This window comes from Nonomuraea sp. B1E8 (assembly GCF_039871515.1).
Lineage (GTDB): Bacteria > Actinomycetota > Actinomycetes > Streptosporangiales > Streptosporangiaceae > Nonomuraea.
The window spans coordinates 19,435-39,834 of record NZ_JBDPLS010000021.1 but is presented as its reverse complement, the minus strand read 5'-3'; the positions used below and the strand labels follow the sequence as shown (position 1 = coordinate 39,834).

General features: G+C 70.8%; 19 protein-coding genes, 1 tRNA gene and 1 pseudogene. 16 read left to right on the top strand and 5 right to left on the bottom strand.

Features of this window, described 5'->3' with window-relative positions; all coding sequences use genetic code 11:
• Positions 1-87 precede the first annotated feature (87 nt).
• The 14 genes from ABGA98_RS42285 (at position 88) to ABGA98_RS42220 (ending at position 10,231) form a co-directional block, all read left to right on the top strand.
• Positions 88-504 carry a septum formation initiator family protein gene (locus ABGA98_RS42285; RefSeq protein WP_347624118.1) on the top strand — a complete coding sequence of 139 codons (417 nt, stop codon included), beginning with the start codon at positions 88-90 and terminating at the stop codon, positions 502-504.
• Complete coding sequence (locus tag ABGA98_RS42280) at positions 494-982, top strand: DUF501 domain-containing protein (protein ID WP_347624117.1); 489 nt, start codon at positions 494-496, stop codon at positions 980-982. Before ABGA98_RS42285 ends, ABGA98_RS42280 begins: the two co-directional genes overlap by 11 nt.
• Entirely contained in the window at positions 973-1,917 is a 945-nt protein-coding gene (locus ABGA98_RS42275) for a Ppx/GppA phosphatase family protein (protein ID WP_347624116.1), read from the top strand. Before ABGA98_RS42280 ends, ABGA98_RS42275 begins: the two co-directional genes overlap by 10 nt.
• Before the next feature lie 174 nt (positions 1,918-2,091).
• Complete coding sequence (locus tag ABGA98_RS42270) at positions 2,092-3,276, top strand: hypothetical protein (RefSeq protein WP_347624115.1); 1,185 nt, start codon at positions 2,092-2,094, stop codon at positions 3,274-3,276.
• Positions 3,277-3,364: 88 nt separating this feature from the next.
• Positions 3,365-3,691 carry a PadR family transcriptional regulator gene (locus ABGA98_RS42265; RefSeq protein WP_347624114.1) on the top strand — a complete coding sequence of 109 codons (327 nt, stop codon included), beginning with the start codon at positions 3,365-3,367 and terminating at the stop codon, positions 3,689-3,691.
• Entirely contained in the window at positions 3,688-4,593 is a 906-nt protein-coding gene (locus tag ABGA98_RS42260) for a hypothetical protein (RefSeq protein WP_347624113.1), read from the top strand. Before ABGA98_RS42265 ends, ABGA98_RS42260 begins: the two co-directional genes overlap by 4 nt.
• 18 nt (positions 4,594-4,611) lie before the next feature.
• The gene (locus ABGA98_RS42255) at positions 4,612-5,406 is read left to right on the top strand and encodes a uracil-DNA glycosylase (RefSeq protein ID WP_347624112.1); all 795 of its coding nucleotides are present in this window, start codon (positions 4,612-4,614) and stop codon (positions 5,404-5,406) included.
• Between the two features lie 93 nt (positions 5,407-5,499).
• Entirely contained in the window at positions 5,500-6,816 is a 1,317-nt protein-coding gene (locus tag ABGA98_RS42250; RefSeq protein WP_347624111.1) for an NAD(P)/FAD-dependent oxidoreductase, read from the top strand.
• A 50-nt stretch (positions 6,817-6,866) separates the two neighbouring features.
• Positions 6,867-7,379: an ACT domain-containing protein gene (locus tag ABGA98_RS42245; RefSeq protein ID WP_132597469.1), complete on the top strand. Its 513-nt coding sequence runs from the start codon at positions 6,867-6,869 to the stop codon at positions 7,377-7,379.
• Positions 7,380-7,408: 29 nt separating this feature from the next.
• Positions 7,409-7,903: a peptide deformylase gene (locus ABGA98_RS42240; RefSeq protein WP_347624110.1), complete on the top strand. Its 495-nt coding sequence runs from the start codon at positions 7,409-7,411 to the stop codon at positions 7,901-7,903.
• A gap of 49 nt (positions 7,904-7,952) precedes the next feature.
• Positions 7,953-8,025: transfer RNA gene (locus ABGA98_RS42235), tRNA-Leu, on the top strand.
• 544 nt (positions 8,026-8,569) lie between these two features.
• On the top strand, positions 8,570-9,361 hold the full coding sequence (locus tag ABGA98_RS42230; RefSeq protein WP_347624109.1) for a Bax inhibitor-1/YccA family protein: 792 nt from the start codon (positions 8,570-8,572) through the stop codon (positions 9,359-9,361).
• Between the two features lie 175 nt (positions 9,362-9,536).
• Positions 9,537-9,770, top strand: a complete 234-nt coding sequence (locus ABGA98_RS42225; RefSeq protein WP_347624108.1) for a DUF4287 domain-containing protein — start codon at positions 9,537-9,539, stop codon at positions 9,768-9,770.
• Positions 9,771-9,823: 53 nt separating this feature from the next.
• Positions 9,824-10,231 carry a PPOX class F420-dependent oxidoreductase gene (locus tag ABGA98_RS42220; protein WP_347624107.1) on the top strand — a complete coding sequence of 136 codons (408 nt, stop codon included), beginning with the start codon at positions 9,824-9,826 and terminating at the stop codon, positions 10,229-10,231.
• Between the two features lie 145 nt (positions 10,232-10,376).
• Here ABGA98_RS42220 and ABGA98_RS42215 read toward each other — a convergent pair whose 3' ends face one another.
• The 3 genes from ABGA98_RS42215 to ABGA98_RS42205 form a co-directional block, all read right to left on the bottom strand.
• Positions 10,377-11,594, bottom strand: a complete 1,218-nt coding sequence (locus ABGA98_RS42215; RefSeq protein ID WP_347624106.1) for an acetyl-CoA C-acetyltransferase — start codon at positions 11,592-11,594, stop codon at positions 10,377-10,379.
• Positions 11,595-11,665: 71 nt separating this feature from the next.
• The gene (locus tag ABGA98_RS42210) at positions 11,666-12,997 is read right to left on the bottom strand and encodes a PQQ-binding-like beta-propeller repeat protein (protein ID WP_347624105.1); all 1,332 of its coding nucleotides are present in this window, start codon (positions 12,995-12,997) and stop codon (positions 11,666-11,668) included.
• A 71-nt stretch (positions 12,998-13,068) separates the two neighbouring features.
• Positions 13,069-14,052 carry an SGNH/GDSL hydrolase family protein gene (locus ABGA98_RS42205; protein ID WP_347624104.1) on the bottom strand — a complete coding sequence of 328 codons (984 nt, stop codon included), beginning with the start codon at positions 14,050-14,052 and terminating at the stop codon, positions 13,069-13,071.
• 127 nt (positions 14,053-14,179) lie between these two features.
• Between ABGA98_RS42205 and ABGA98_RS42200 the strand changes: the two genes are divergently transcribed.
• Positions 14,180-15,550, top strand: a complete 1,371-nt coding sequence (locus tag ABGA98_RS42200; protein ID WP_347624103.1) for a cystathionine beta-synthase — start codon at positions 14,180-14,182, stop codon at positions 15,548-15,550.
• Positions 15,551-15,596: 46 nt separating this feature from the next.
• Here ABGA98_RS42200 and ABGA98_RS42195 read toward each other — a convergent pair whose 3' ends face one another.
• Positions 15,597-16,454, bottom strand: a complete 858-nt coding sequence (locus tag ABGA98_RS42195; protein ID WP_347624102.1) for an NAD(P)-binding domain-containing protein — start codon at positions 16,452-16,454, stop codon at positions 15,597-15,599.
• Between the two features lie 63 nt (positions 16,455-16,517).
• On the opposite strand from ABGA98_RS42195, the gene ABGA98_RS42190 reads away from it, so the two are divergent.
• Positions 16,518-19,751 carry a BTAD domain-containing putative transcriptional regulator gene (locus tag ABGA98_RS42190; protein ID WP_347624101.1) on the top strand — a complete coding sequence of 1,078 codons (3,234 nt, stop codon included), beginning with the start codon at positions 16,518-16,520 and terminating at the stop codon, positions 19,749-19,751.
• Here the strand turns inward: ABGA98_RS42190 and ABGA98_RS42185 are convergent.
• A pseudogene (locus ABGA98_RS42185) lies at positions 19,635-20,321 on the bottom strand (histidine kinase); the annotation flags it as partial. The gene ABGA98_RS42190 and the pseudogene ABGA98_RS42185 sit on opposite strands and share 117 nt — an antisense overlap.
• Between the last annotated feature and the right edge of the window lie 79 nt (positions 20,322-20,400).

Genomic DNA, 20,400 nt, shown 5'->3' with positions numbered 1-20,400 from the left:
GCGAGGGAGCACCGAAGCCCGGGCGGCGGCTCCTCACGGCGAGCGAGCCGCCTCCCGAGGTGAGGCGACGAGCAGGAGGTGCAGCACATGGCGAAGAGACCGCAGCTGACCGGGCGGGCGGCCATCCTGGCCGTCGTGGTGTGCGCGATCGCGATGAGCCTGGCCTACCCGGTGCGCGAATACATCAGCCTGCGCCGCAGCATCTCGGAGCTGCGCGAGGAGAAGGCCAGGGTCGAGGCGGAGAAGCAGGCCCTGCTGGCCCGCGACCGGCAGAGCAACGATCCCAACTGGATCAAGAAGACCGCCAAGGAGCGGCTGCACTACTGCGGCCCTGGCGAGAAGTGCTATGTCGTGATGGCGCCCCACCGGGGCAAGGAGCAGGCGGAAGTGAAGCAGCCCGCGGCGGTGCCGCCGTGGTACCAAACGCTCTGGGAGTCCGTCGAGGCCGCCGACAAGGGCACCGGGCGCCGGGCGGTCACCGGGAAGGAAAGTGTTGGACGGTAAAGACGCCGAGGTCGTCCACCGGCAGCTCGGGCGGCCGCCCAGAGGGCTGCGCGAGGTGGCGCACCGCTGCCCGTGCGGCAACCCCGACGTGGTGGAGACCGCGCCGCGGCTGCCCGACGGCTCGCCGTTCCCGACCCTCTACTACCTGACCTGCCCGAAGGCGGCCTCGGCCATCGGCACGCTGGAGGGCTCCGGCCTGATGCGCGAGATGCAGGCGAGGCTGGCCACCGAGCCCGAATTGGCGCGGGCCTACCAGGCCGCGCACGACGACTACGTCGCCAGGCGCGACCAGGCCGCGCGTGAGCAGGGTCTGGAGCTGTTGCCGCGCGACATGCAGAGCACGGGCGGCATGCCGCTGCGGGTCAAGTGCCTGCACGCGCTCGTCGCGCACGAGCTGGCGGTGCCCGGCGGCAACCCGATCGGCAGGGAGGCGCTCGACGCCCTCCCCGAATGGTGGAGTGACGGACCATGCGTGTAGCCGCCGTCGACTGCGGCACCAACTCCGTACGCCTGCTCATCGCCGACACCGGAGACGACGTGCTGGACGACGTCGAGCGGCGGATGGAGATCGTCCGCCTGGGGCAGGACGTCGACCGCACCGGCAGGCTGGCCCCCGACGCGCTGGAACGTACGTTCAAGGCGATGCGCGCCTACCGCGAGCTGATCGACAGGCACGGCGCGACCGCGACCCGTGTGGTGGCCACGAGCGCCACCAGAGACGCGGCCAACCGGCAGGAGTTCGTGGCCGGCGTGCACGAGATCTTCGGGGTGGAGCCGGAGGTCGTGACGGGCGACGAGGAGGCCGAGCTGTCGTTCACGGGCGCGACCAGGGGGCTGGTCAGGTTGTCGCCCGAGACCGAGGTGCCGCAGGGGCCGCTGCCCCCTTACCTGGTGGTCGACATCGGCGGCGGGTCCACGGAGTTCGTGGTCGGCTCGGAGCACGCCGAGGCGGCGCTGTCGGTGGACATCGGCTGCGTACGCCTCACCGAGCGGCATCTGCGTGCCGGCGACCCGCCCGCGGCGCCCGCTCTGGAGGCCGTGGTGGCCGACATCGAGGCGGCGCTCGACCGGGTCGAGTCGGCGGTGCCGGTGCGGCGGGCGCACACGCTCGTGGGCCTGGCGGGCTCGGTGACGACGGTGGCGGGCATGGCGCTCGATCTGCCCGCCTACGACCCGGCCCGCATCCACCATGCGCGGATCTCCGCCGAGCAGGTGCACGACGTGACGCGGCGGTTGCTCGCGATGACGCATGGTGAGCGTGCCGCAGTTCCGGTCATGCATCCGGGGCGTGTGGATGTCATTGGCGCGGGGGCGCTTATTCTCGACCGGATCGTACGCCGTTTCGCATTTTCGCAGGTCGTTGTTAGCGAGCATGACATCCTTGACGGTATTGCGTGGTCTATAGCCGGATAGCTGAAGAAATCCGGACATTTCCGGTCTATGCATCATGTTGAGGGCGCGATCAGTATTGTGCTTGAGTAAAGGTGCATACGGGGGCTTTGCCATATCGCTGTGCACGGAAGGTGCCGGCGTGGCGACCGTTCCCGAGCGCGCCTCTTCCCTCAAGGAATGGAGCACTCTCACATGATGTCTGTTGGGTTAGCACGTAAGGCGGCGGCGATCGGTGCGTCGGCCGCGGTGCTGGCCGCCTTGGCCGCGGGCCTGGTCTCCAGCCCCGCGCAGGCGGCGACCGCAGCCACGGCCGCCGCTGCCAAGGCGAAGGCGGGTTCCAAGGTCACGGTCGCCCGGCCGAAGGCCTCCACCCGCGATTACGAAGGTTCCTGCCCGGTCAAGATCAACTTCTCGGCCCAGGTCAAGGTGCCTGTCAAGGGCAAGACGAAGCTGGCCTACCGATGGCTGCACGGCGACGGGTCCAAGAGCAAGGTCAAGACGGTCACGCTCAAGGGCAAGGGCACCAAGACGGTCACCGTTAAGCAGTCCATCACCTTCAAGGACGACGTCAAGAAGGGCTGGGAGGCCGTTCAGGTCCTCGGCCCGAAGAAGGTCACCTCGAAGAAGGGCTACTTCTCCGTCTCCTGTGAGAAGGAGGAGAAGCTGAAGGAGGTGCGCACGCACCTCGACCGGTCGGTGTCGGCGCGTGCCTGGGTCCACCCCAGCAGGTACGTCGGCTCCTGCACCCCCGGCGACAGGATCGGCGTCGCCGGCGTCATCAAGACCGACCGCCCGACGTGGGTGCGTTACCGCTGGGTCCTCAACGGTGACGTCGTCGACTACGGCAAGGTCAAGGTCTACGACGCCCGCAAGGTCGGCTTCAGCTTCGCTCCGCGTCACAGCCAGCGTGGCTGGGCGCAGCTGCAGGTGCTCCGTCCGGACGCCACCTCCTCCAACCGCGCCTACTACAAGGTCTGGTGCAAGGACAAGCCTCCGGTGCACGTGCCCGACCACCACGCCAAGGTGAGCGCGTCCAGCTCGGTGTCCACCACGGCCGCGTGCTCGCTGAGCGCCTCCGGCACCATCCGCTCGACCGGCGCCGCCCGGGTGAAGTGGAGCTGGACGCTCAACGGCGCGACCGTGTCCAGCGGTGTGGCCACGTTCGGCCGTCACGGCGGCTCCGAGAGTGTCAGGTTCGTCTCGGACAAGCTGACGGGCAGGCACGCGAAGGGCGGCAACGTGACGCTGTCGGTCACGGGCCCGAACAACAGCGACTCCTCCACGAGCAGCTACGCGCCCTGCACGCCGGACGTTCCGCTTCCGGCCGCTTCGTCGTCGCCGGTGCCTTCGGTCCCGGCCACGGACATGCCGTCCAAGTGAGCGACTGAACGAAGAACCGGGTGGTGCCTCCTGGCGCCACCCGGTTTCTTGTTGCCGCTATTACGCTTTGCACAGTAGTGTTCATGGCGTGGATAGCAGCCAGCTGCTCAAAGGCGTGCTCGACCTGGCCGTGCTGGCCGTGCTCAAAGAGCGCGACGGCTACGGCTACGACATCGTGCGCAGGCTCAGGGAGGCGGGTCTCCACGAGGTGGGCGACGCCTCGGTCTACGGGACGCTGCGCCGCCTGTTCAAGGCCGGAGCGCTGACCTCATATGTGATGGCGTCCGACGAGGGCCCGCACCGCAAGTACTACGGGCTCAACGAGGTCGGCCTGAGCATGTACGCCGCCTCGGCGAAGACCTGGTCCTCCTTCGCGGAGACCATGGCATCCCTGCTCAAGGAGGGCCAAGAATGACTCCAGAAGAATACGCGCAGGCCGTACGCGATGCTCTGGCCGATCATCCGGAGCGGGAGGAACTGCTCGACGATCTCGACGACCATCTGGCCGAGATCGCGGCGGAGTCCGGCCTGCCGCTGGAAGACCGGCTGGGGCCGCCCGCCGCCTACGCCGAGGAGTTGGCCGCCGCCTACGGAGAGCGCCCCGAGCGCCGGCGTGGGCGCCGTCGAGGCCCGCGGGAGCAGGCGCTGAGGGCGCATGCCTTCCTCATGGGCTACACGCCCTACAGGAGCCTTGTGGGCTTCCTGCCGGAGCTGCGGCCGGGGTGGTGGGTGCTGCGCGGCTACGTGCTGGCCATGATCCTGGTGTCGATGGCGGGCGACAGGACGCTCGCTCCGGTGACCGCCGCCGACTGGGCCGTGGCGGTGGCCTGCGTCCTCGCCTCGGTGTGGTTCGGCAGGAGGCGCAAGGGTCGGCTGGTCGTGCTGCTCGCTGTGGCCGCCAACGCGGTGGCCGGGCTGGCGTTGTTCGCCGCGATGGTCGACGCGCCGCGCTCGCCCGCCCCGGAGTCGGTCTACATGGCCGAGCCCGCGTGGGTGCGCAACGCGTCGTCCGACGGCGTCTACAACATCAAGCCGTACGCCAAGGACGGCACCCCGCTGACCGACGTCTACCTCTACGACCAGGACGGCAACCCGCTCACCATCGACCCCGAGCAGTACGGCTACACGGTCGACCGGTCGTGCGGCGAGCCGATACTCAACCGCTACCCGCTGCCGCTGACCCGGCAGGACTTCTCCCGCGCCGGCTCGCCGTCACCGTCGCCCTCCTGTGCGGAGCCGGCGCCGAGCGCCACCCCGTCGGCCACCGATCCGGAGCCGACGGCGACGGCCACGCCGAGTCCCAAGGCGACGCGCTGATCGGGCACCATCGATGTCATGAGCTTCGTACCTCCCGGCACAGGATGGCCAGGCGACCCGGCGACCCCTGACACCCCCGTCGCGCTCGACCCCGCGGACGTGCGCCGCCTGGCCGCCGCCAGCGACACCCTCACGGAGCTCACGGCCAGGCAGTCCGTCTGCCGGGCCTGCCCCCGCCTGGTGGAGTGGCGCGAGGAGGTCGCCAGGGTGCGCCGGCGCGCGTTCGCGGACGAGACGTACTGGGGCCGTCCCGTCCCCGGCTGGGGTGACGAGCATCCGCGGATCCTGATCGCAGGGCTCGCGCCGGCCGCCCACGGCGGCAACAGGACCGGCCGGATCTTCACCGGCGACCGCAGCGGCGACTGGCTGTTCGCCTCGTTGTACCGCACCGGCCTGGCCGCGCAGGAGACGAGCACGCACGCGGGCGACGGGCAGCGGCTCATCGGCGCGCGGGTGGTGGCGCCGGTGCGCTGCGCGCCGCCGGCGAACAAGCCGACGCCGGCGGAGAAGAGCGCGTGCTTCCCGTGGATGGCGCGGGAGCTGGCGCTGGTCGCGCGGGACGTGCGGGTGGTGGTGGCGCTCGGCGGCTACGCCTGGCAGGCGGTGTGGCCGGCGCTCAAGGACGCGGGCTACGCGCTGCCGCGCAGCAGGCCGCCGTTCGGGCACGGCGCGGAGGTCGAGATCGCGTACGACGGCGCGCCCGTCACGCTGCTCGGCTGCTACCACCCGAGCCAGCAGAACACGTTCACCGGCCGCGTCACCGCGCAGATGCTGGACGAACTCTTCGCCCGTGCCAGGTCGCTGGCTGTGTGACGCGTCGCACCATGCCAGGAATGGCTTCATGGGACATCTTTGGCGTAGGCTTGTGAATGCTTTCACAAGCACTCCCCAAGGGATGTGGGCAGGATGAACCAGCACATTCTCATCGTCGGCGGAGGATACGTCGGCCTCTACACAGCGCTCAGGCTGCAGCGCAAACTCCACCGCGAGCTGCGCAGCGGCGAGGCGCGCATCACGATCATCGATCCGCAGTCCTACATGACCTACCAGCCGTTCCTCCCCGAGGCGGCGGCCGGCAACCTGTCCCCCCGCCACATGGTCGCGCCACTGCGGCGCGTGCTGCCGAAGGTGCGCATCCTCAACGGCACGGTCACCAAGGTCGACCACGCCGAGCGCACCGCGACCTTCCAGCCCGCCGAGGGCGAGCCGCGGCAGGTGGCCTACGACGTGATCGTCATGGCCGCCGGGTCGATCTCCCGCACGCTGCCCATCCCGGGGCTGACCGACATCGGCATCGGGTTCAAGACCGTGGGCGAGGCCATCGCGCTGCGCAACCGCGTGCTGCACCTGCTCGACGTGGCAGAGTCGGCCGACGATCCCGAGGTGCGGCGCAGGGCGCTCACGTTCGTCGTGGTCGGCGCGGGCTTCGCGGGCGTGGAGGCGCTGGCCGAGCTGGAGGACATGGCCAAGCACTCGACGCGCTACTACCGCAACATCAAGCCGTCGGACCTGCGCTGGGTGCTCGTCGAGGCCACCGACCGGGTGCTGCCCGAGGTCGGCCCCGAGATGGGCAAGTGGACCCTGGAGCAGCTGCGCGAGCGCGGCATCGACGTCCGGCTCGAAACCCGCCTGGAGTCGTGCGAGGGCGGCCACGTGGTGCTCTCCGACGGCTCGGAGTTCGACGCCGAGACCCTCGTGTGGACGGCGGGGGTCAAGCCGAGCACGGTGGTCAACGACAGTGACCTGCCGCTCGACGAGCGCGGCCGGATCAAGGCCACGGCCATGCTGACCGTCGCGGGCAGGGAAGGCGCGTTCGCGGCCGGCGACGCGGCCGGGGTGCCCGACGTGACCAACCCCGGTCAATACTGCGCGCCGAACGCCCAGCACGCCGTGCGCCAGGCCAAGGTGCTGGCCGACAACATCGTGCGGTATCTGCGCGGGCAGCACCTGGCGGAATATCGCCACAAGTACGTCGGATCGGTCGCAGGGCTGGGCCTGCACCAGGGCGTCGCGAACGTCTATGGCGTCAAGCTTCGCGGATTCCCTGCATGGTTCATGCACCGCACTTACCATCTGTCGCGGGTGCCGACGCTGAACCGCAAGGTCCGCGTCGTCGTCGACTGGACCCTGGCCCTGTTCTTCAAACGGGAGACGATCTCGCTGGGTGAGATGGAGCACCCGCGAGAGGGCTTCAGGGCCGCGGTGGCGACGACTCGCCGCTAGCCCGGCAACGGCGGCGCCCCTGGTCGCATGAGCGGAAGGGGGAACCACGGGTGGGGCTCTCAGCGGTGACCGTGCTCGGAGTGGACCGGCCCGGCGTGATCGCCGCAGTCACCGGTTCGCTCGCCGACTGCGGGGCTAACATCCAGGACTCGACCATGACGCTGCTCGGCGGCCACGTGGCGATGATGCTGCTCGTGTCGGGTGAGGTGGACGCGGCCGAGCTGAGCAAGCGCCTGTGCGCGCCCGACCTCGTGGTGACCGCCTCGGCGATCGAGGCGCGCCGCCACTTCTGCGACGACGGCGGCGGCCTCGGCTACGTGCTGACCGTCCACGGCCCCGACAGGCCCGGCATCATCTCCGCCATCAGCGCCGTGCTCGCGGCCGATGGAGGCAACATCACCGGCATGAGCACCCGGCTCACCGGGCGGCTCTACGTGCTGATCGCCGACGTCGAGCTGCCGAAGGAGGTGGACGTGGCGGCGCTCATGCGCAGGCTCGCCGCGGTCGGCGCCGGGCTCGACTCCGAGATAACGTTTCGACCCGTCGAACCGGATCTCTTGTGATCCGGCCGGCGGACGGAAGGCCCCGCGAGGTGATCGACGCCCCGCACCCCCTGCTGTCCACCGCCGCCGAGCCGGTGGACCCGACCGACCCCGAGGTCGTGGCCGCCGCCGCCGATCTGCTGGCCACCCTGCGCCACGAGCCCTCCACGACCGGCCTGGCTGCCCCCCAGATCGGCCTGAGCTGGCGGCTGATCGCCTTTGACGCCGGGCGCCACCCCAGGAGTCGGTCGTGCACCGGAGAGGTCGTCATGGCCAATCCACGGCTCGCGACGGCCGCCCACTGGAACCACCTGCGCGAGGGGTGCGTGTCCGTCCCCGGGCTCACCGCCGACGTACGTCGTGCGACGCGCATCACCGTACATGGGCATTTGCCAGGCACGGGCGAGCCGGTCACCATCGAGGCGGATGCCGTGGAAGCCCGTTGCATTCAGCACCAACTGGACCATCTGGACGGTCTACTCTTCTTGGACAGAGTGGTGGGAGCACTATCACTCCACCGCAGTCATCACACTTGTGACGCCTGATACGAAGTTGTGCTCCTCGGAAGCATGGTCCGTTTCGTATGATTGCGGCGCCCCCGTAGCCCAATGGCAGAGGCAAACCCCTTAAAAGGGTTGACGTGCGGGTTCGAATCCCGCCGGGGGCACCTGCCATCTTTCGCCGCCTTCAGGGCTCTGACCTGGAGGTTTGCCGCGATCGTCGGACAGCCCCCTTCGGCCGTTTCCCGGCTGATATCGACTTGTTATGGATTTGTCGCGTTCCGGGTGCTCCATCGCTGGTGGAGGCCCTGTCCTGGGGTGGGCGACCCCGCCCGCCGACCGGGGTCCGCGTTTGCCGCCCTGGAAAACTATCCAGGCCGCCACGGCCATATTGACAAACGGCCCGCTTTCTGCTTTCCGGGATCGCCGGAGTTTCTTAGTGTGAATGGTTGACTACGGAATACGACCGCTCGCCCTTTTCTCGTTGGAAAAAGTCATCACGCACCGGAAGGGCTCCGTCACGGACCCTCGCCGGAAGGCCGCCGCCGGCCGGGCCGGGATGATCTCCCGAACTCCTGGCCGACCTCGGGAACCCGGAGCCCGGGACGTTCGTTGTCTACGCTGCCGAAGTCCCGAACCAACATCGATCTGACGCGTCAGTTGACCAAGGTGCCGCCAGGCCCCGTAGGCTCGGCGTCACAGGAGGCAGCGATGGAGAGCAAGAACCCCGTATTCAGCAGGTCGCGGCAGCAGGCCGCGGGCTGGGGCGGGCCGACCCCGTCCCCCGACCAGTTGCAGAACATGTACGACGCCCCGTCGTACGCACCGCCGGCCAGGCCCGCACACCGGACCATGACCCTCGATGACGTCGTGGTGCGCGGGTTCCTCACGCTCGGGGTGCTCGTCCTGGCCGCGGCCGCGGCCTGGGTCCTCAACGTCCCGCCCATGGTCGCCATCGGCGCGGCCGTCATCGCGCTGATCATCGGGTTGGTCGCCTCGTTCACGATGAGCACCAACCCGGCGCTCATCCTGGCCTACGCGGTGTTCGAGGGCATCTTCCTCGGCAAGATCAGCGCCGTGTTCGAGGGCGCCATCAGCGGCATCGTGCTCCAAGCGGTGCTGGGCACGGCATTCGCGTTCGGCGCGGTGCTGACCGTCTATTCGTTGCGCATCGTCCGCGTCACGCCCAAGCTCGTGAAGTTCGGCATCGCCGCCGCCATCGCGGCCATCGGCCTGCTGCTCGTCAACCTGCTCGTCGGCCTGTTCAACGACGGCGGGCTCGGCCTGCGCACCGACAGCCCGATCGGCTGGGCCTTCAGCATCGTCATGATCCTGATCGGCTGCTTCTTCCTGCTCCTCGACTTCGACGCGATCGAGCAGGGCGTCAAGCAGGGCGCCCCGGAGAAGTTCGCCTGGCAGTGCGTGTTCGGGCTGACGCTCAGCCTGGTGTGGATCTACCTCGAGGTGCTGCGCTTCGTCAGCTACTTCAGCAGCAGCGACTGATCGTTCATCCCCGCGTCATCCGGAGGGCTCCGCCGTTCAGGCGGGGCCCTCTCTGCATGCCTGTGTGCGACCGAAAATCTACCCGCCGTCACAAAATGATGCCTGACTCAGGGCTTGCCATTCTCACGCTGGTGTTGCAGTGTCAACGAAAGGAACCTTATCCGCGGAGGTGCCCATGTCCTTGAACCACTCACCGGAGACGCAGACGAAGCTGATCGCAAGGGTCCCGACCATAACGGGACGCGAACTCCCAGAGTGGTTCCAAGCCATCGACAACGGCCCGAGCTTCCTCAGATGCGACGAGCGGGCCAACTGGCTCGCCGACGAGCACGGGCTGACCCACGGCTACGCCGCCGCGATCGTTCACGAGCATGAGCGGCACCGCCGTAACCGCATGGGCTTTGTCTAAGCCCTACCATCCTCGCGCCCGTGTGCCGCACACGGGCGCGTCATCATGAGGGGATGGACGTCGACAAGGCACTGGCCTTCCTCCGCACCCATCATCACGCCATCCTCCTCACCAGGCACCGCGACGGGCGCCCGCAGATGTCGCCGGTCGTGGCCGGCGTTCAGGACGGCCACGTCGTCATCAGCACCAGGGAGACGGCGAGCAAGGTGCACAACGCCCGCCGCGATCCCAGCGTCTCGCTGTGCGCCTTCACCGACCGCTTCTACGGTGAGTGGATCCAGGTGGACGGCACGGCCGAGATCATCTCGCTGCCCGAGGCCATGGACCACCTGGTCGCCTACTATCGCGACATCTCGGGCGAGCACCCCGACTGGGACGACTACCGCGCCGCCATGACCCGCGAACGCCGCGTCATCCTCCGCATCGCCCCCACCCACGCCGGCCCGGATCGCCACGGTTAGACCCCGGCCCAGGGCCGGCCACGGCGACCGGGCGACGGGGGCTCGCGTCACGGCGGGCCACCGTCGTCCGGTCAGCGGCCGTTTCCCTGGAGGGGGCCGGCCACGTGCGGCGGTCGGAGAACCGCCGCCTGCCGTACGGACCTGATCAGGACAGGCGCTCCAGGACCATCGCCATGCCCTGCCCGCCGCCCACGCACATGGTCTCGAGCCCGATGCTCTTGTCGTGGTGCTGCAGGCTGTTGATCAGCGTGGACGTGATCCGGGCCCCCGTCATCCCGAACGGATGCCCCACGGCGATGGCCCCGCCGTTGACGTTGAGCCGGTCGAGGTCGATGCCGAGGTCACGGTACGACGGGATCACCTGCGCGGCGAACGCCTCGTTGATCTCCACCAGGTCGATGTCGTCGATCGCCATCCCGGCCCTGGACAGCGCCTGCTTCGAGGCCTCCACCGGCCCGAGGCCCATGATCTCCGGCGACAGCCCGGTGACCCCGGTGGACACGATCCTGGCCAGCGGCGTGATGCCGAGCTCGGCCGCCTTGACGTCGCTCATCACGACGACGGCGGCGGCCCCGTCGTTGAGCGGGCAGCAGTTGCCCGCCGTGACGGTGCCGTCGGGACGGAACACCGGCGCCAGGGTCGAGACCTTCTCGTAGGTCGTGCCGGGTCGCGGGCCGTCGTCCTTGCTCACCACCGTGCCGTCCGGCAGGGTCACGGGCGTGATGTCCTTCTGCCAGAACCCGTCGGCCAGCGCCTTCTCGGCGAGGTTCTGCGACCGTACGCCGAACTCGTCCTGGTCCTGGCGGGTGACCCCCTTGAGCTGGGCGAGGTTCTCGGCCGTCTGTCCCATCGCGATGTAGATGTCGGGCACCTCACCGTCCTCGCGCGGGTCGTGCCACTCGCGCCCGCCCTCGGTGAAGGCTTTCGTACGGGCCAGCGCGTTGTTGAAGACCGGGTTCTGGGTGTCGGGCAGCGAGTCGGAGTTGCCCTTGGTGAAGCGCGAGACGGTCTCGACCCCGGCGGACACGAACACGTCGCCCTCGCCCGCCTTGATCGCGTGGAAGGCCATCCTGGTGGTCTGCAGGGAGGAGGAGCAGTAGCGCGTCACGGTGGTGCCGGGCACGTTGTCGAGCCCGAGCATCACCGCCACCACCCGGGCCATGTTGAACCCCTGCTCGCCGCCGGGCAGCCCGCACCCGAGCATGATGTCGTCGATGGACGCGGGCTCCAGTTGGGGCACCTTGGCCAGCGCCGCCTGGATCATCTGCACGGTCAGGTCGTCGGGCCGGATCTCCTTGAGCGAGCCCTTGAAGGCTCGTCCGATGGGCGAACGCGCGGTTGCGACGATGACTGCCTCGGGCATGGCCCCTCCTTTGTCGGCGCTAATAGTAGAACTATATTCCAGTTCTACGCGCAAGCCCCGAGGGGCCCCCGTTATCCGTACATTCCTGGCGCCGTGGCGGTGTGGTCGTTCACGGCGTGGATCGCCCCCTTCTCGTCGCGCCACAACCGCCACCCGTCCTGGCTGCCCGTGAACCAGGCCGGCGGCGCGGACTCGGGGGAGACCCGCTTGCCGGTGCCGAGGTCGTACTGGCAGATGGCGGCCGTCGAGTAGAAGCCCGGCGCCTGCCCGCGCAGGGTCAGCGGCTTGGGGTCGGTGACGCAGAACGACCACCCCCGCTGCCCCTCCACGGGCACCTGCTTGCCGGTGACGAGGTCGAAGGCCGAGCCCTTGGCGTTGTGCTGGAGGAAGCCGAGCTTGTCCATCTCGTCGGGGAAGGCCAGCCACCAGCCGGAGCCCGGTACGTCGGCCGCCGTGATCTGGCCGACCACCCGCCCGGTCTCGGAGTCGAGCCGGGCGAAGCCGCCATAGGCGCCCTGGCGGTCGACCGGGCGGACGACCGGGGCGTAGCCGGGATTGCCGCTGGGATAGACGCGCACCACCGAGGGCCGCATCCAGTTGATCGTCCCGTCGCTGATCTCGATCGAGAACAGGCCGAACGTGGAGATCTTCTTGGTCTGCGGGTCGGTGTAGGGGGCGACGTAGCCGACGAGGTTGCCGCCCGTCGAGCCGAACGCCCACCCGCCCGACATGTCGATGCCGGGGCCGAGCGCCTGCTCGATCGGCTGCTGCCACTGGAGCTTGCCGGTCTTGAGCTCGTACGACTCGACCACGGGGTTGGCCGACAACCTGAGCAGCAGGACCCGGCGCCCGTCCGACCACTCCACCTCGGCGATGCCGGGCAGCTTCCACAGTTGTCTGCCCGTGGCCGGGTCGAGCACCACCATGCGGGCCCTGGCCAGGGCGGTGTGCTCGGACAGGCAGACGTAGGGGCCGCAGCGCTGCGGCCCGAACGTCGAGTGCACCGGCCTGGTCCATTTGCGCACCCCGGAGAAGGCGTCGCGGGCGACGAGTGTCGCGTTCCAGCCGCCCTTCTTGGCGGGATCGAGCGCGACGACCACGCTCTGGCCCTCGGAGGTCTCCACGACCGCGGGGGTGGAGACGCCCATGCCGGGCAGGCGGCCGGCCATCGTGGCCGGGTAGGCCCACAGGCGCTTGCCGTCGCGCAGGCCGATGGCGACGGTTTCGAGCGTGCCGTCGGGCTTCAGCGACGTGGTCGCGACGACCCCGCCGCCCGCCGCCATCCGGCTGACGGCGTTGACGTCGGCGTTGTGCCAGGTCGGGAAGCTCGTCGTGGCCGCGTCGCTGCCGGAGCATGCGGTCGCGGCGAGGATTCCCGCGAGGGCGATAGACGATTTCCACAAGGGCCGGAGCACAGGCAATTCACTCCAAAATGGACGAGGAGTGACGGCTCGGGCTCGGAGGGTGACCGCGGTCAGGCGTCGTTGAGCGGCTCGCCGAGTCGCCGGCGGAGCAACGTCACCCACTTGCCGTGCAGGCCCGTCGCCCGCCCGTCGACCCGGGTCGCGGTGACCTCGGTGCCGGGCTCCTCCGCGGCCGTAGCCGCCGCAAGGTAAATCGGTTGCAGTGCTTCGCCACGTGCGGGTCTGGGCTCAGGCCACAGCCCCAACGCAGCGCACACTGACGGTAGCACCGCGTAAGCGGCCTGTGCGTAACCTTGGTCAGATGGATGGAATCGATCCGGTCCGAACATTTCTGTCGGATTTGTCGCAAACTCCGGCCCCAGGATGTCGGCGAACGCCACCGTACGGCCGCCCGCGTCCACCACCGCCACCGTCTGCGCCGCCGCGAGCTGCCGGCTCCACCGCCGCGTCACCCAGCGCAGCGGCTGCGCGATCGGCCGCACCGTGCCGAGGTCGGGGCACGTGCCCACGACCACCTCCGCCCCCGCGTCCCGCAACCGCCGCACGGCCTTCGTCAGATGGCGTACGGCCACCGCGGGCGGCGTCTGCGTGATGATGTCGTTCGCCCCCACGAAGATCACCGCCACGTCGGGGCCCATGGCCAGCGCTGCGTCGACCTGCTCGCCCAGCTCGGCCGACGGGGTGCCCGACTTGCCGGCCACGAGAAGGCGCACCGGCCGCTCCGCCACCGCGGCCAGGCCGTTCGCCAGCATGACGCCGGGGGTGTGGCTGGGCTCGCTCACCCCGAGCCCCACGGAGGTGGAGTCGCCGAGCATGGCCAGGGTGAGCGGCACGCCGGGGAAGTCGCCGTACGTGCCGTCGGAGACCGGGCCGTCCAGGCCGTGCGGCTGCCCGATGACCCTGCGGGCGAGCAAGCCCTCGGCGATCAGCAGTCCGTATGCCGTGGCTCCCAGGGCGGTCAGCCCGCCACCTCCGAGAGCCGCCGCCGTCGCGATCCTCCGCGCCGCGCGCGCCACGCCAGCTGCCCACACCACGTACGGACCTCCCTGGTCGAACTCGGCGGTAGCGTTTGCTTGAAAACTAGCTGAGGCCCCGCCACCCCCTTGGGACCTCGGCCACAAGCAAGCTGATCAAGCTTCGGCAAAGAAGGTGAGCACCTCGGTGCGCGTTTACGATTCCCTGGTCGACCTGATGGGGAACACTCCGCTCGTCCGGCTGCACAAAGTCACCGCGGGGTTGCCCGCCCAGGTGGTCGCGAAGGTCGAATACTTCAATCCCGGCGGTTCGGTCAAGGACCGCATCGCGGCACGCATGATCGAGGCCGCCGAAGCGTCCGGCGAACTGCGTCCCGGAGGCGTCATCGTCGAGCCGACGTCCGGCAACACCGGCGTGGGCCTGGCCATCGTGGCGCAGCAGAAGGGCTACCGGTGCCTGTTCGTGGTGCCCGACAAGGTGGCCCAGGACAAGATCTCCGTGCTGCGCGCCTACGGGGCCGAGGTCGTCGTCTGCCCGACCGCCGTCTCGCCCGACCACCCCGACTCCTACTACTCGGTCTCCGACCGGCTGGCCCGCGAGGTGCCCAACGCCTGGAAGCCGAACCAGTACACCAACGTCAACAACCCCGACTCCCACTACCACTCGACGGGCCCCGAGATCTGGGAGCAGACCGACGGCCGGGTCACCCACTTCGTGGCCGGCATCGGCACCGGGGGCACGATCAGCGGCACGGGCCGCTACCTCAAGGAGGTCTCCGGCGGCCGGGTGAAGATCATCGGAGCCGACCCCGAGGGGTCGGTCTACTCGGGCGGGTCCGGGCGTCCCTACCTCGTCGAGGGGGTCGGGGAGGACATCTGGCCGGCCACGTACGACACCAAGATCTGTGACGAGATCATCGCGGTCACCGACAAGGAGTCGTTCAACATGACCCGCAGGCTCGCCCGCGAGGAGGGGCTGCTGGTCGGCGGCTCCTGCGGGATGGCCGTGGTGGCGGCGCTGCGGGTGGCGGCCACCGCCGCGCCCGACGACATGATCGTCGTGCTGCTGCCCGACGGCGGCCGCGGCTACCTGTCCAAGATCTTCAACGACGACTGGATGGCCGACTACGGCTTCCTGACCACCACGTCCGAGGAAGGGCTGGTCGGCGACGTGCTGGCGCGCAAGGGGGCGGGGCTGCCGGAGTTCGTGCACGCGCACCCGTACGAGTCGGTCAGCACGGTCATCGCGATCATGCGCGAATACTCGGTGTCGCAGCTTCCCGTGATGAAGGAGGAGCCGCCCGTCATGGCGGCCGAGGTGGTCGGCTCCATCGTCGAACGCGATCTCCTCGAAGCCCTCTACCACGGCAGGATCTCCTCCGACGACACGATCGCCGATCACATGTCGGCGCCGCTCCCCACGATCGGCAGCGGTGAACCTGTGGCGCGTGCGGTCGAAGCGCTGGAGAAGGCCGATGCGGCCGTTGTGCTGGAAGACGGCAAACCCGCGGGCCTGATCACCAGGCACGATCTGCTCGCCTTCCTCGCCAACCACTGACCCACTTCCCCAGGCCGCCGCAGGACGGCGGCCTGGGGAAGGGACGTCAGGGCTTCCCGATCGACTCGATCACGGTGCTGATGCCCTCGTCGCCGCGCCCTTCCGCGTCGGCCCGGTCGAACAACGCGCGCACCGCCTTCGGCACCGTGGTCTCCACCCCGGCCTCCTCCAGCGTCTCCACGACGTGGCCCATGCCGACGGCCTGCATGTGCAGGGAGTTGTCCGCACCCGGATAGACCCCGGCCGCCACCTCGCCCGCGATGATCCTGGCGTACCCCATCGGGCCGTCGCCGCCCAGCTGCTGGAACGTCTCCCGCGCGAACGGCAGGAACTCCTCCGGCGACACTCCCGCCGTGCGCATCAGGGCCAGGGCGTGCATGAAGCTGGTCAGGCTGGACCAGAAGATCAGCAGCTGGGCCTGGTAGTACACCATCGCCAGGCCCTGGTCGGCCCCCACGTAGGTGACCTCGCTCAGCGCCGCCAGCGTGGCCGAGTGCCGGTCGAGGACCTCCTTGGGACCGCTGTAGAACGTGTACGCCCCCGGCTGCCCGATCCCGGGCGGCGGCACCATGATGCCCGCCGTGACCAGGGTGCCACCGCGCCCCTCCACCCAGCGGGCCGCCGCGCGCAGCTCCTCCGGGGTGCCCGAGCTGAGGTTGACCACCACCTTGCCGTCCAGCCGGGCGTCGCCGAGGCTGTCGTACATCGCCTGGTAGTGGGTCTGGCTGACCACCAGCAGATCGCCGTCGGCCGCCGTCGCCGCCCGCCTGGCGCCCTTCGCGACCAGCGGCCCGGTCTTGCTCGCCGTACGGTTCCACACCGCCACCCGGTGGCCCGCGACCAGGAACGTCTCCGCCATCTTCGAGCCCATCGGGCCCAGTCCCACGACTGTCACATCACTCATGCCCGCCACCCTGCGGCACGGCGCTTCGGAATTCCTTCGGGCACGCTACGGGTTGGTCCTGATGTGGTGCGTTTCGCGGTGCTCGGCCCCCTGGAGGTCCGGGCGGAGGACGGGTCGCCCGTGCGGGTGGCCGAGTACAAGGTGCGCGCGCTCCTCGCCGACCTGCTCGCCAGCGGCGGCGGGCCGCTCACGCCCGACCGCCTCATCGACGACCTCTGGGGCACGCGGCCCACCCGCAACCCGGCAGGCACCCTCCAGGCCCGCGTCTCCCAGCTGCGACGCGCCCTCGGCGACCCCTCCCTGGTCACGCTCGGGCCCGGCGGTTACGCGCTGGCCGCCCACGACTGCGACGCCGCCCGGTTCCGTGCCCTCCTCGCCCGCCGCTCCACCTGCCCGCGCACGCGGGCGGCGGAGCTGGAGGAGGCGCTGGCGCTGTGGCGCGGGCCCGCGTACGCCGACTTCGCCGACGCGGGTTTCGCCAGGGCCGAGGCGGCGAGCCTGGAGGAGGCGCGGCTGGCGGCACTGGAAGAGCAGGCGGAGCTGCGCCTCGTTCTGGGCCGGCCCGTGGACCTCGCCGCCCTGGTGGCCCGCCACCCGCTGCGGGAGCGGCTGGTCGCCGCGCACATGAAGGCTCTCTACCGGGGCGGGCGGCAGAGCGAGGCGCTGGCGGCGTACGGGGCGCTGCGTGAGCGGCTGGCGGACGAGCTCGGCCTGGACCCGTCGCCTGACGTCGCCGCGCTGCACCAGGCGATGCTGCGCCACGACCCCGACCTGGCCGCCCCGGCCTCTCACCCGGGCCCTGCCCCGACTTCTCACCGGCGCCCTCATCCAGCTCCGGCCCTGGGCCGTCCTCCGGCCTCTCGTCCGCCTTCCGGCGCTGCTGCGCCGATCGTGGGGCTGCCCGCGCCGCTCACGGACCTGGTCGGGCGGGACAGGGAGCTGGCGGAGGTGCGCCGGCTGCTGGCCGCCCACCGGCTGGTGACGCTCACGGGGACGGGAGGCGTCGGCAAGACGAGGCTCGCCCTGTCCGCCGCCCACACCGCCGCCGCCGGATCTCCTGACGGCGTGTGGTGGGTCGAGCTGGCGGGCGCGGCGGACGTCGCCGAGGCGGTCGCGTCCGTGCTCGGCCTCCGCGACGACGACCCCGTGCCGCCGGCTTCCCGGCTGGCCGGCGCGCTGGCGGGCAAACGTGCGCTGCTGGTGCTCGACAACTGCGAGCACCTGGTGGAGCAGGCGGCCGGGCTGGCGTCGGGCCTGCTGCGGTCCGCCCCCGGGCTGCGCGTGCTGGCCACCGGCCAGGAACCGCTGGGCGTGACGGGCGAACGCGTCCACGTGGTGCCGCCGCTGCCCCTCGCCGAGGCGGCACGGCTGTTCACCTCCAGGGCGGGCGTCGGGCCTGGCGAGGCCGTCGACACCATCTGCCGGCGGCTCGACGGCATCCCGCTGGCCCTGGAACTGGCCGCCACCCGCGTACGCGCCTTCGGGGTGCGGGAGCTCGCGGACCGCCTGGACGACCGGTTCCGGCTGCTGAACGTCGGCCTGCGGGGCGCGCCCGCCCGGCAGCGCACGCTCAGGGCGATGATCGACTGGAGCTGGGAGCTGCTGACCGACCAGGAGCGGGTGGTGCTGCGCCGGCTCGCCGTGCACACCGACGGGTGCACGCTGGAAGCCGCCGAGGAGGTGTGCGCCGAGCCCGGCGTCGACGTGCTCGACACGCTGGCCAGGCTGGTGGACCGGTCGCTGGTGGTGCGCACGCCGGGGCCTCGCTACCGGCTGCTGGAGTCCGTGGCCGCCTACTGCGTGGAGCGGCTGGGGGAGGCGGGCGAGCACGAGCTGATCAGGGAGCGCCACGCCCGCCACTACACCGCCATGGCCGAGCGCGCCGACCTGCGAGGCCCCGGGCAGCGGGAGTGGCTGGCCAGGCTCGACGCCGACCACGCGAACCTGCGGCTGGCGGCCGAAGGACCGTACGCGCTGCGCCTGGTCAACGCCCTGGCCTGGTACTGGGTCCTGCGCGGCCGCCTGCGCGAGGCCCGCCGCTCCCTGGCCGCCGCGATCGCGGGTGGGGGAGCGCCCACGGAGGTGGCGCGGGCGTCGGTCTGGCTGGCGGGGATCGAACGGCTGATCGGGGAGCCCGCCTCGCCCGTACGGTCCGCCGAGCTCGACCGGCCGGGCACGGCACTGGCCGACTGGTTCCTCAGCCACGTCCACTGGGCCTACGGCGACCAGGAGGCGCACGAGGCGGCGGCGGACCGGGCGCTGGCGGCGTACGAGGAGCTGGGTGATCGGTGGGGTGCGGCGGCGGCGCTGTGCCTGCGCGCCAAGCTCGCCGTCGGCCGCGGCGACCTGGCGGCGATGGAGCGCGACGCGGAGCGGGGGCTGGTGCTGTTCGAGGAGCTGGGCGACGCGTGGGGGCAGATGGAGGCCATGGACGCGCTCGACCGGGCGGCCGAGATCCGCGGGGACTACCCCAGGGCCGCGGGGCTGCGCGAGCAGGCGCTGCGGCTGGCGGAGGAGCTGGGGTTCGAGGTGTCGTTCAAGCTGGCGGGGCTCGGGCGGATCGCGCTGCTGGCGGGCGACCACGAGCGGGCCGACGACTACCACGAGCGCGCCAGGCGGCTCGCGGTCGAGCAGTCGTACAAGCCCGCCGAGGAGAACGCCGTGCTCGGCCTGGCCATGAGCGCCAGGCGGCGGGGCCGCTACGAGCAGGCGGAGTCCTACCTCAAGCCCGTGCTCGGCTGGCTCAGACAGGTCCGGGGGACACCCGGCGTCGCGTTCATCATGGCCGAACTGGGGTTCGCCGCCGAGCAGCGCGGCGACGCGGAGCCGGCGCTGGCCAGGCAGCGCGAAGGGTACGAAGCCGCGCGGGCGACGGGTGACCCCCGCGCGATCGCCCTGTCTCTCGAAGGGCTGGCCGGTGCCCTGTCCATCCAGCCGGGCGGGCACGGCCACGAGGCCGCCGGGCTGCTCGGGGCGGCGACCGCGATCAGGCAGGCCGTCGGCACGCCGCTGCCGTCCGGTGAGCGGTGGGACGTCGAGAGGATCACCCGGCGCCTGCGGGCCGCCCTGGGCGACGAGGCGTTCGAGCAGTCCTTCGGCTCAGGGCAGCGCGAACTCGGCGATCACTTCCCAGGCCCCCTCGGGGGACGGGCCCGCATAGAGCCTGCCACCCAGAGCCTCGACCCGTTCGGCCATCCCGACCAGCCCGAACCCGCCGCCCAGGCGGGCGACCCGGGGATCCGAGGCCGCCCCGAAGTTGCGCACCCGCAGCGTCACCACCTTCGCGTGCCGCCGTAAGTCGGCCTCCACCCAGGCGGCGCGGGATGCGTGCTTGCGCACGTTCGTGAGCGCCTCCTGCAGCACCCGGTGCAGGGTGGTCATCACCTCGGGAGGCAGCGTACGATCGTCGATCCCCTGGCCGATCTCGAACGCCACCTTCGGCCCGTCGGAGGAGAACTTCTCCGTCAGCATCCGCAGGTCGGCCAGCGTGACGCCGGGCTTGCGGGACGGGTCGTCCTCCGCGCGCAACACCGTCACCATGCGCCGCATCGAGGTCAGCGCCTCCGAACCGGCCGTGGCGATCGCGTCCAGCGCGGGCGTCACCGCCTCGGGGCTGGTCTGGGCGACCGTCCTTGCGGCCTGGGCCTGGACGACGATGCCCGTGATGTAGTGGGCGACCAGGTCGTGCAGCTCCCTGGCCAGCTCCAGGCGTTCGGCCCTGCGTACCGAGTGGACCGCCTCCACGCGGCGCTCCTGCTGGAAGCGGAGGTAGCCGCCGACGCCGGCGGCCGTCGACCAGGCCGCGAACAGCAGGAACGAGAACACCAGCCCCGAGCTGTTGTAGTCGCGCCCGATGGACTCCGACATCAGGACGACCAGCCCCGCGCACGCCAGGCCCGCGGCCCGCCGCACCGGCTCCACGTGCCGCAGCGCGCCGATGAGCAGG

Bases quoted from the DNA above. Each gene is read 5' to 3' on its own strand.
- ABGA98_RS42285 (WP_347624118.1), top strand. From the start codon at position 88: ATGGCGAAGAGACCGCAGCTGACCGGGCGGGCGGCCATCCTGGCCGTC.
- ABGA98_RS42275 (WP_347624116.1), top strand. From the start codon at position 973: ATGCGTGTAGCCGCCGTCGACTGCGGCACCAACTCCGTACGCCTGCTC.
- ABGA98_RS42270 (WP_347624115.1), top strand. From the start codon at position 2,092: ATGTCTGTTGGGTTAGCACGTAAGGCGGCGGCGATCGGTGCGTCGGCC.
- ABGA98_RS42260 (WP_347624113.1), top strand. From the start codon at position 3,688: ATGACTCCAGAAGAATACGCGCAGGCCGTACGCGATGCTCTGGCCGAT.
- ABGA98_RS42255 (WP_347624112.1), top strand. From the start codon at position 4,612: ATGAGCTTCGTACCTCCCGGCACAGGATGGCCAGGCGACCCGGCGACC.
- ABGA98_RS42250 (WP_347624111.1), top strand. From the start codon at position 5,500: ATGAACCAGCACATTCTCATCGTCGGCGGAGGATACGTCGGCCTCTAC.
- ABGA98_RS42230 (WP_347624109.1), top strand. From the start codon at position 8,570: ATGGAGAGCAAGAACCCCGTATTCAGCAGGTCGCGGCAGCAGGCCGCG.
- ABGA98_RS42225 (WP_347624108.1), top strand. From the start codon at position 9,537: ATGTCCTTGAACCACTCACCGGAGACGCAGACGAAGCTGATCGCAAGG.
- ABGA98_RS42220 (WP_347624107.1), top strand. From the start codon at position 9,824: ATGGACGTCGACAAGGCACTGGCCTTCCTCCGCACCCATCATCACGCC.
- ABGA98_RS42215 (WP_347624106.1), bottom strand. From the start codon at position 11,594: ATGCCCGAGGCAGTCATCGTCGCAACCGCGCGTTCGCCCATCGGACGA.
- ABGA98_RS42195 (WP_347624102.1), bottom strand. From the start codon at position 16,454: ATGAGTGATGTGACAGTCGTGGGACTGGGCCCGATGGGCTCGAAGATG.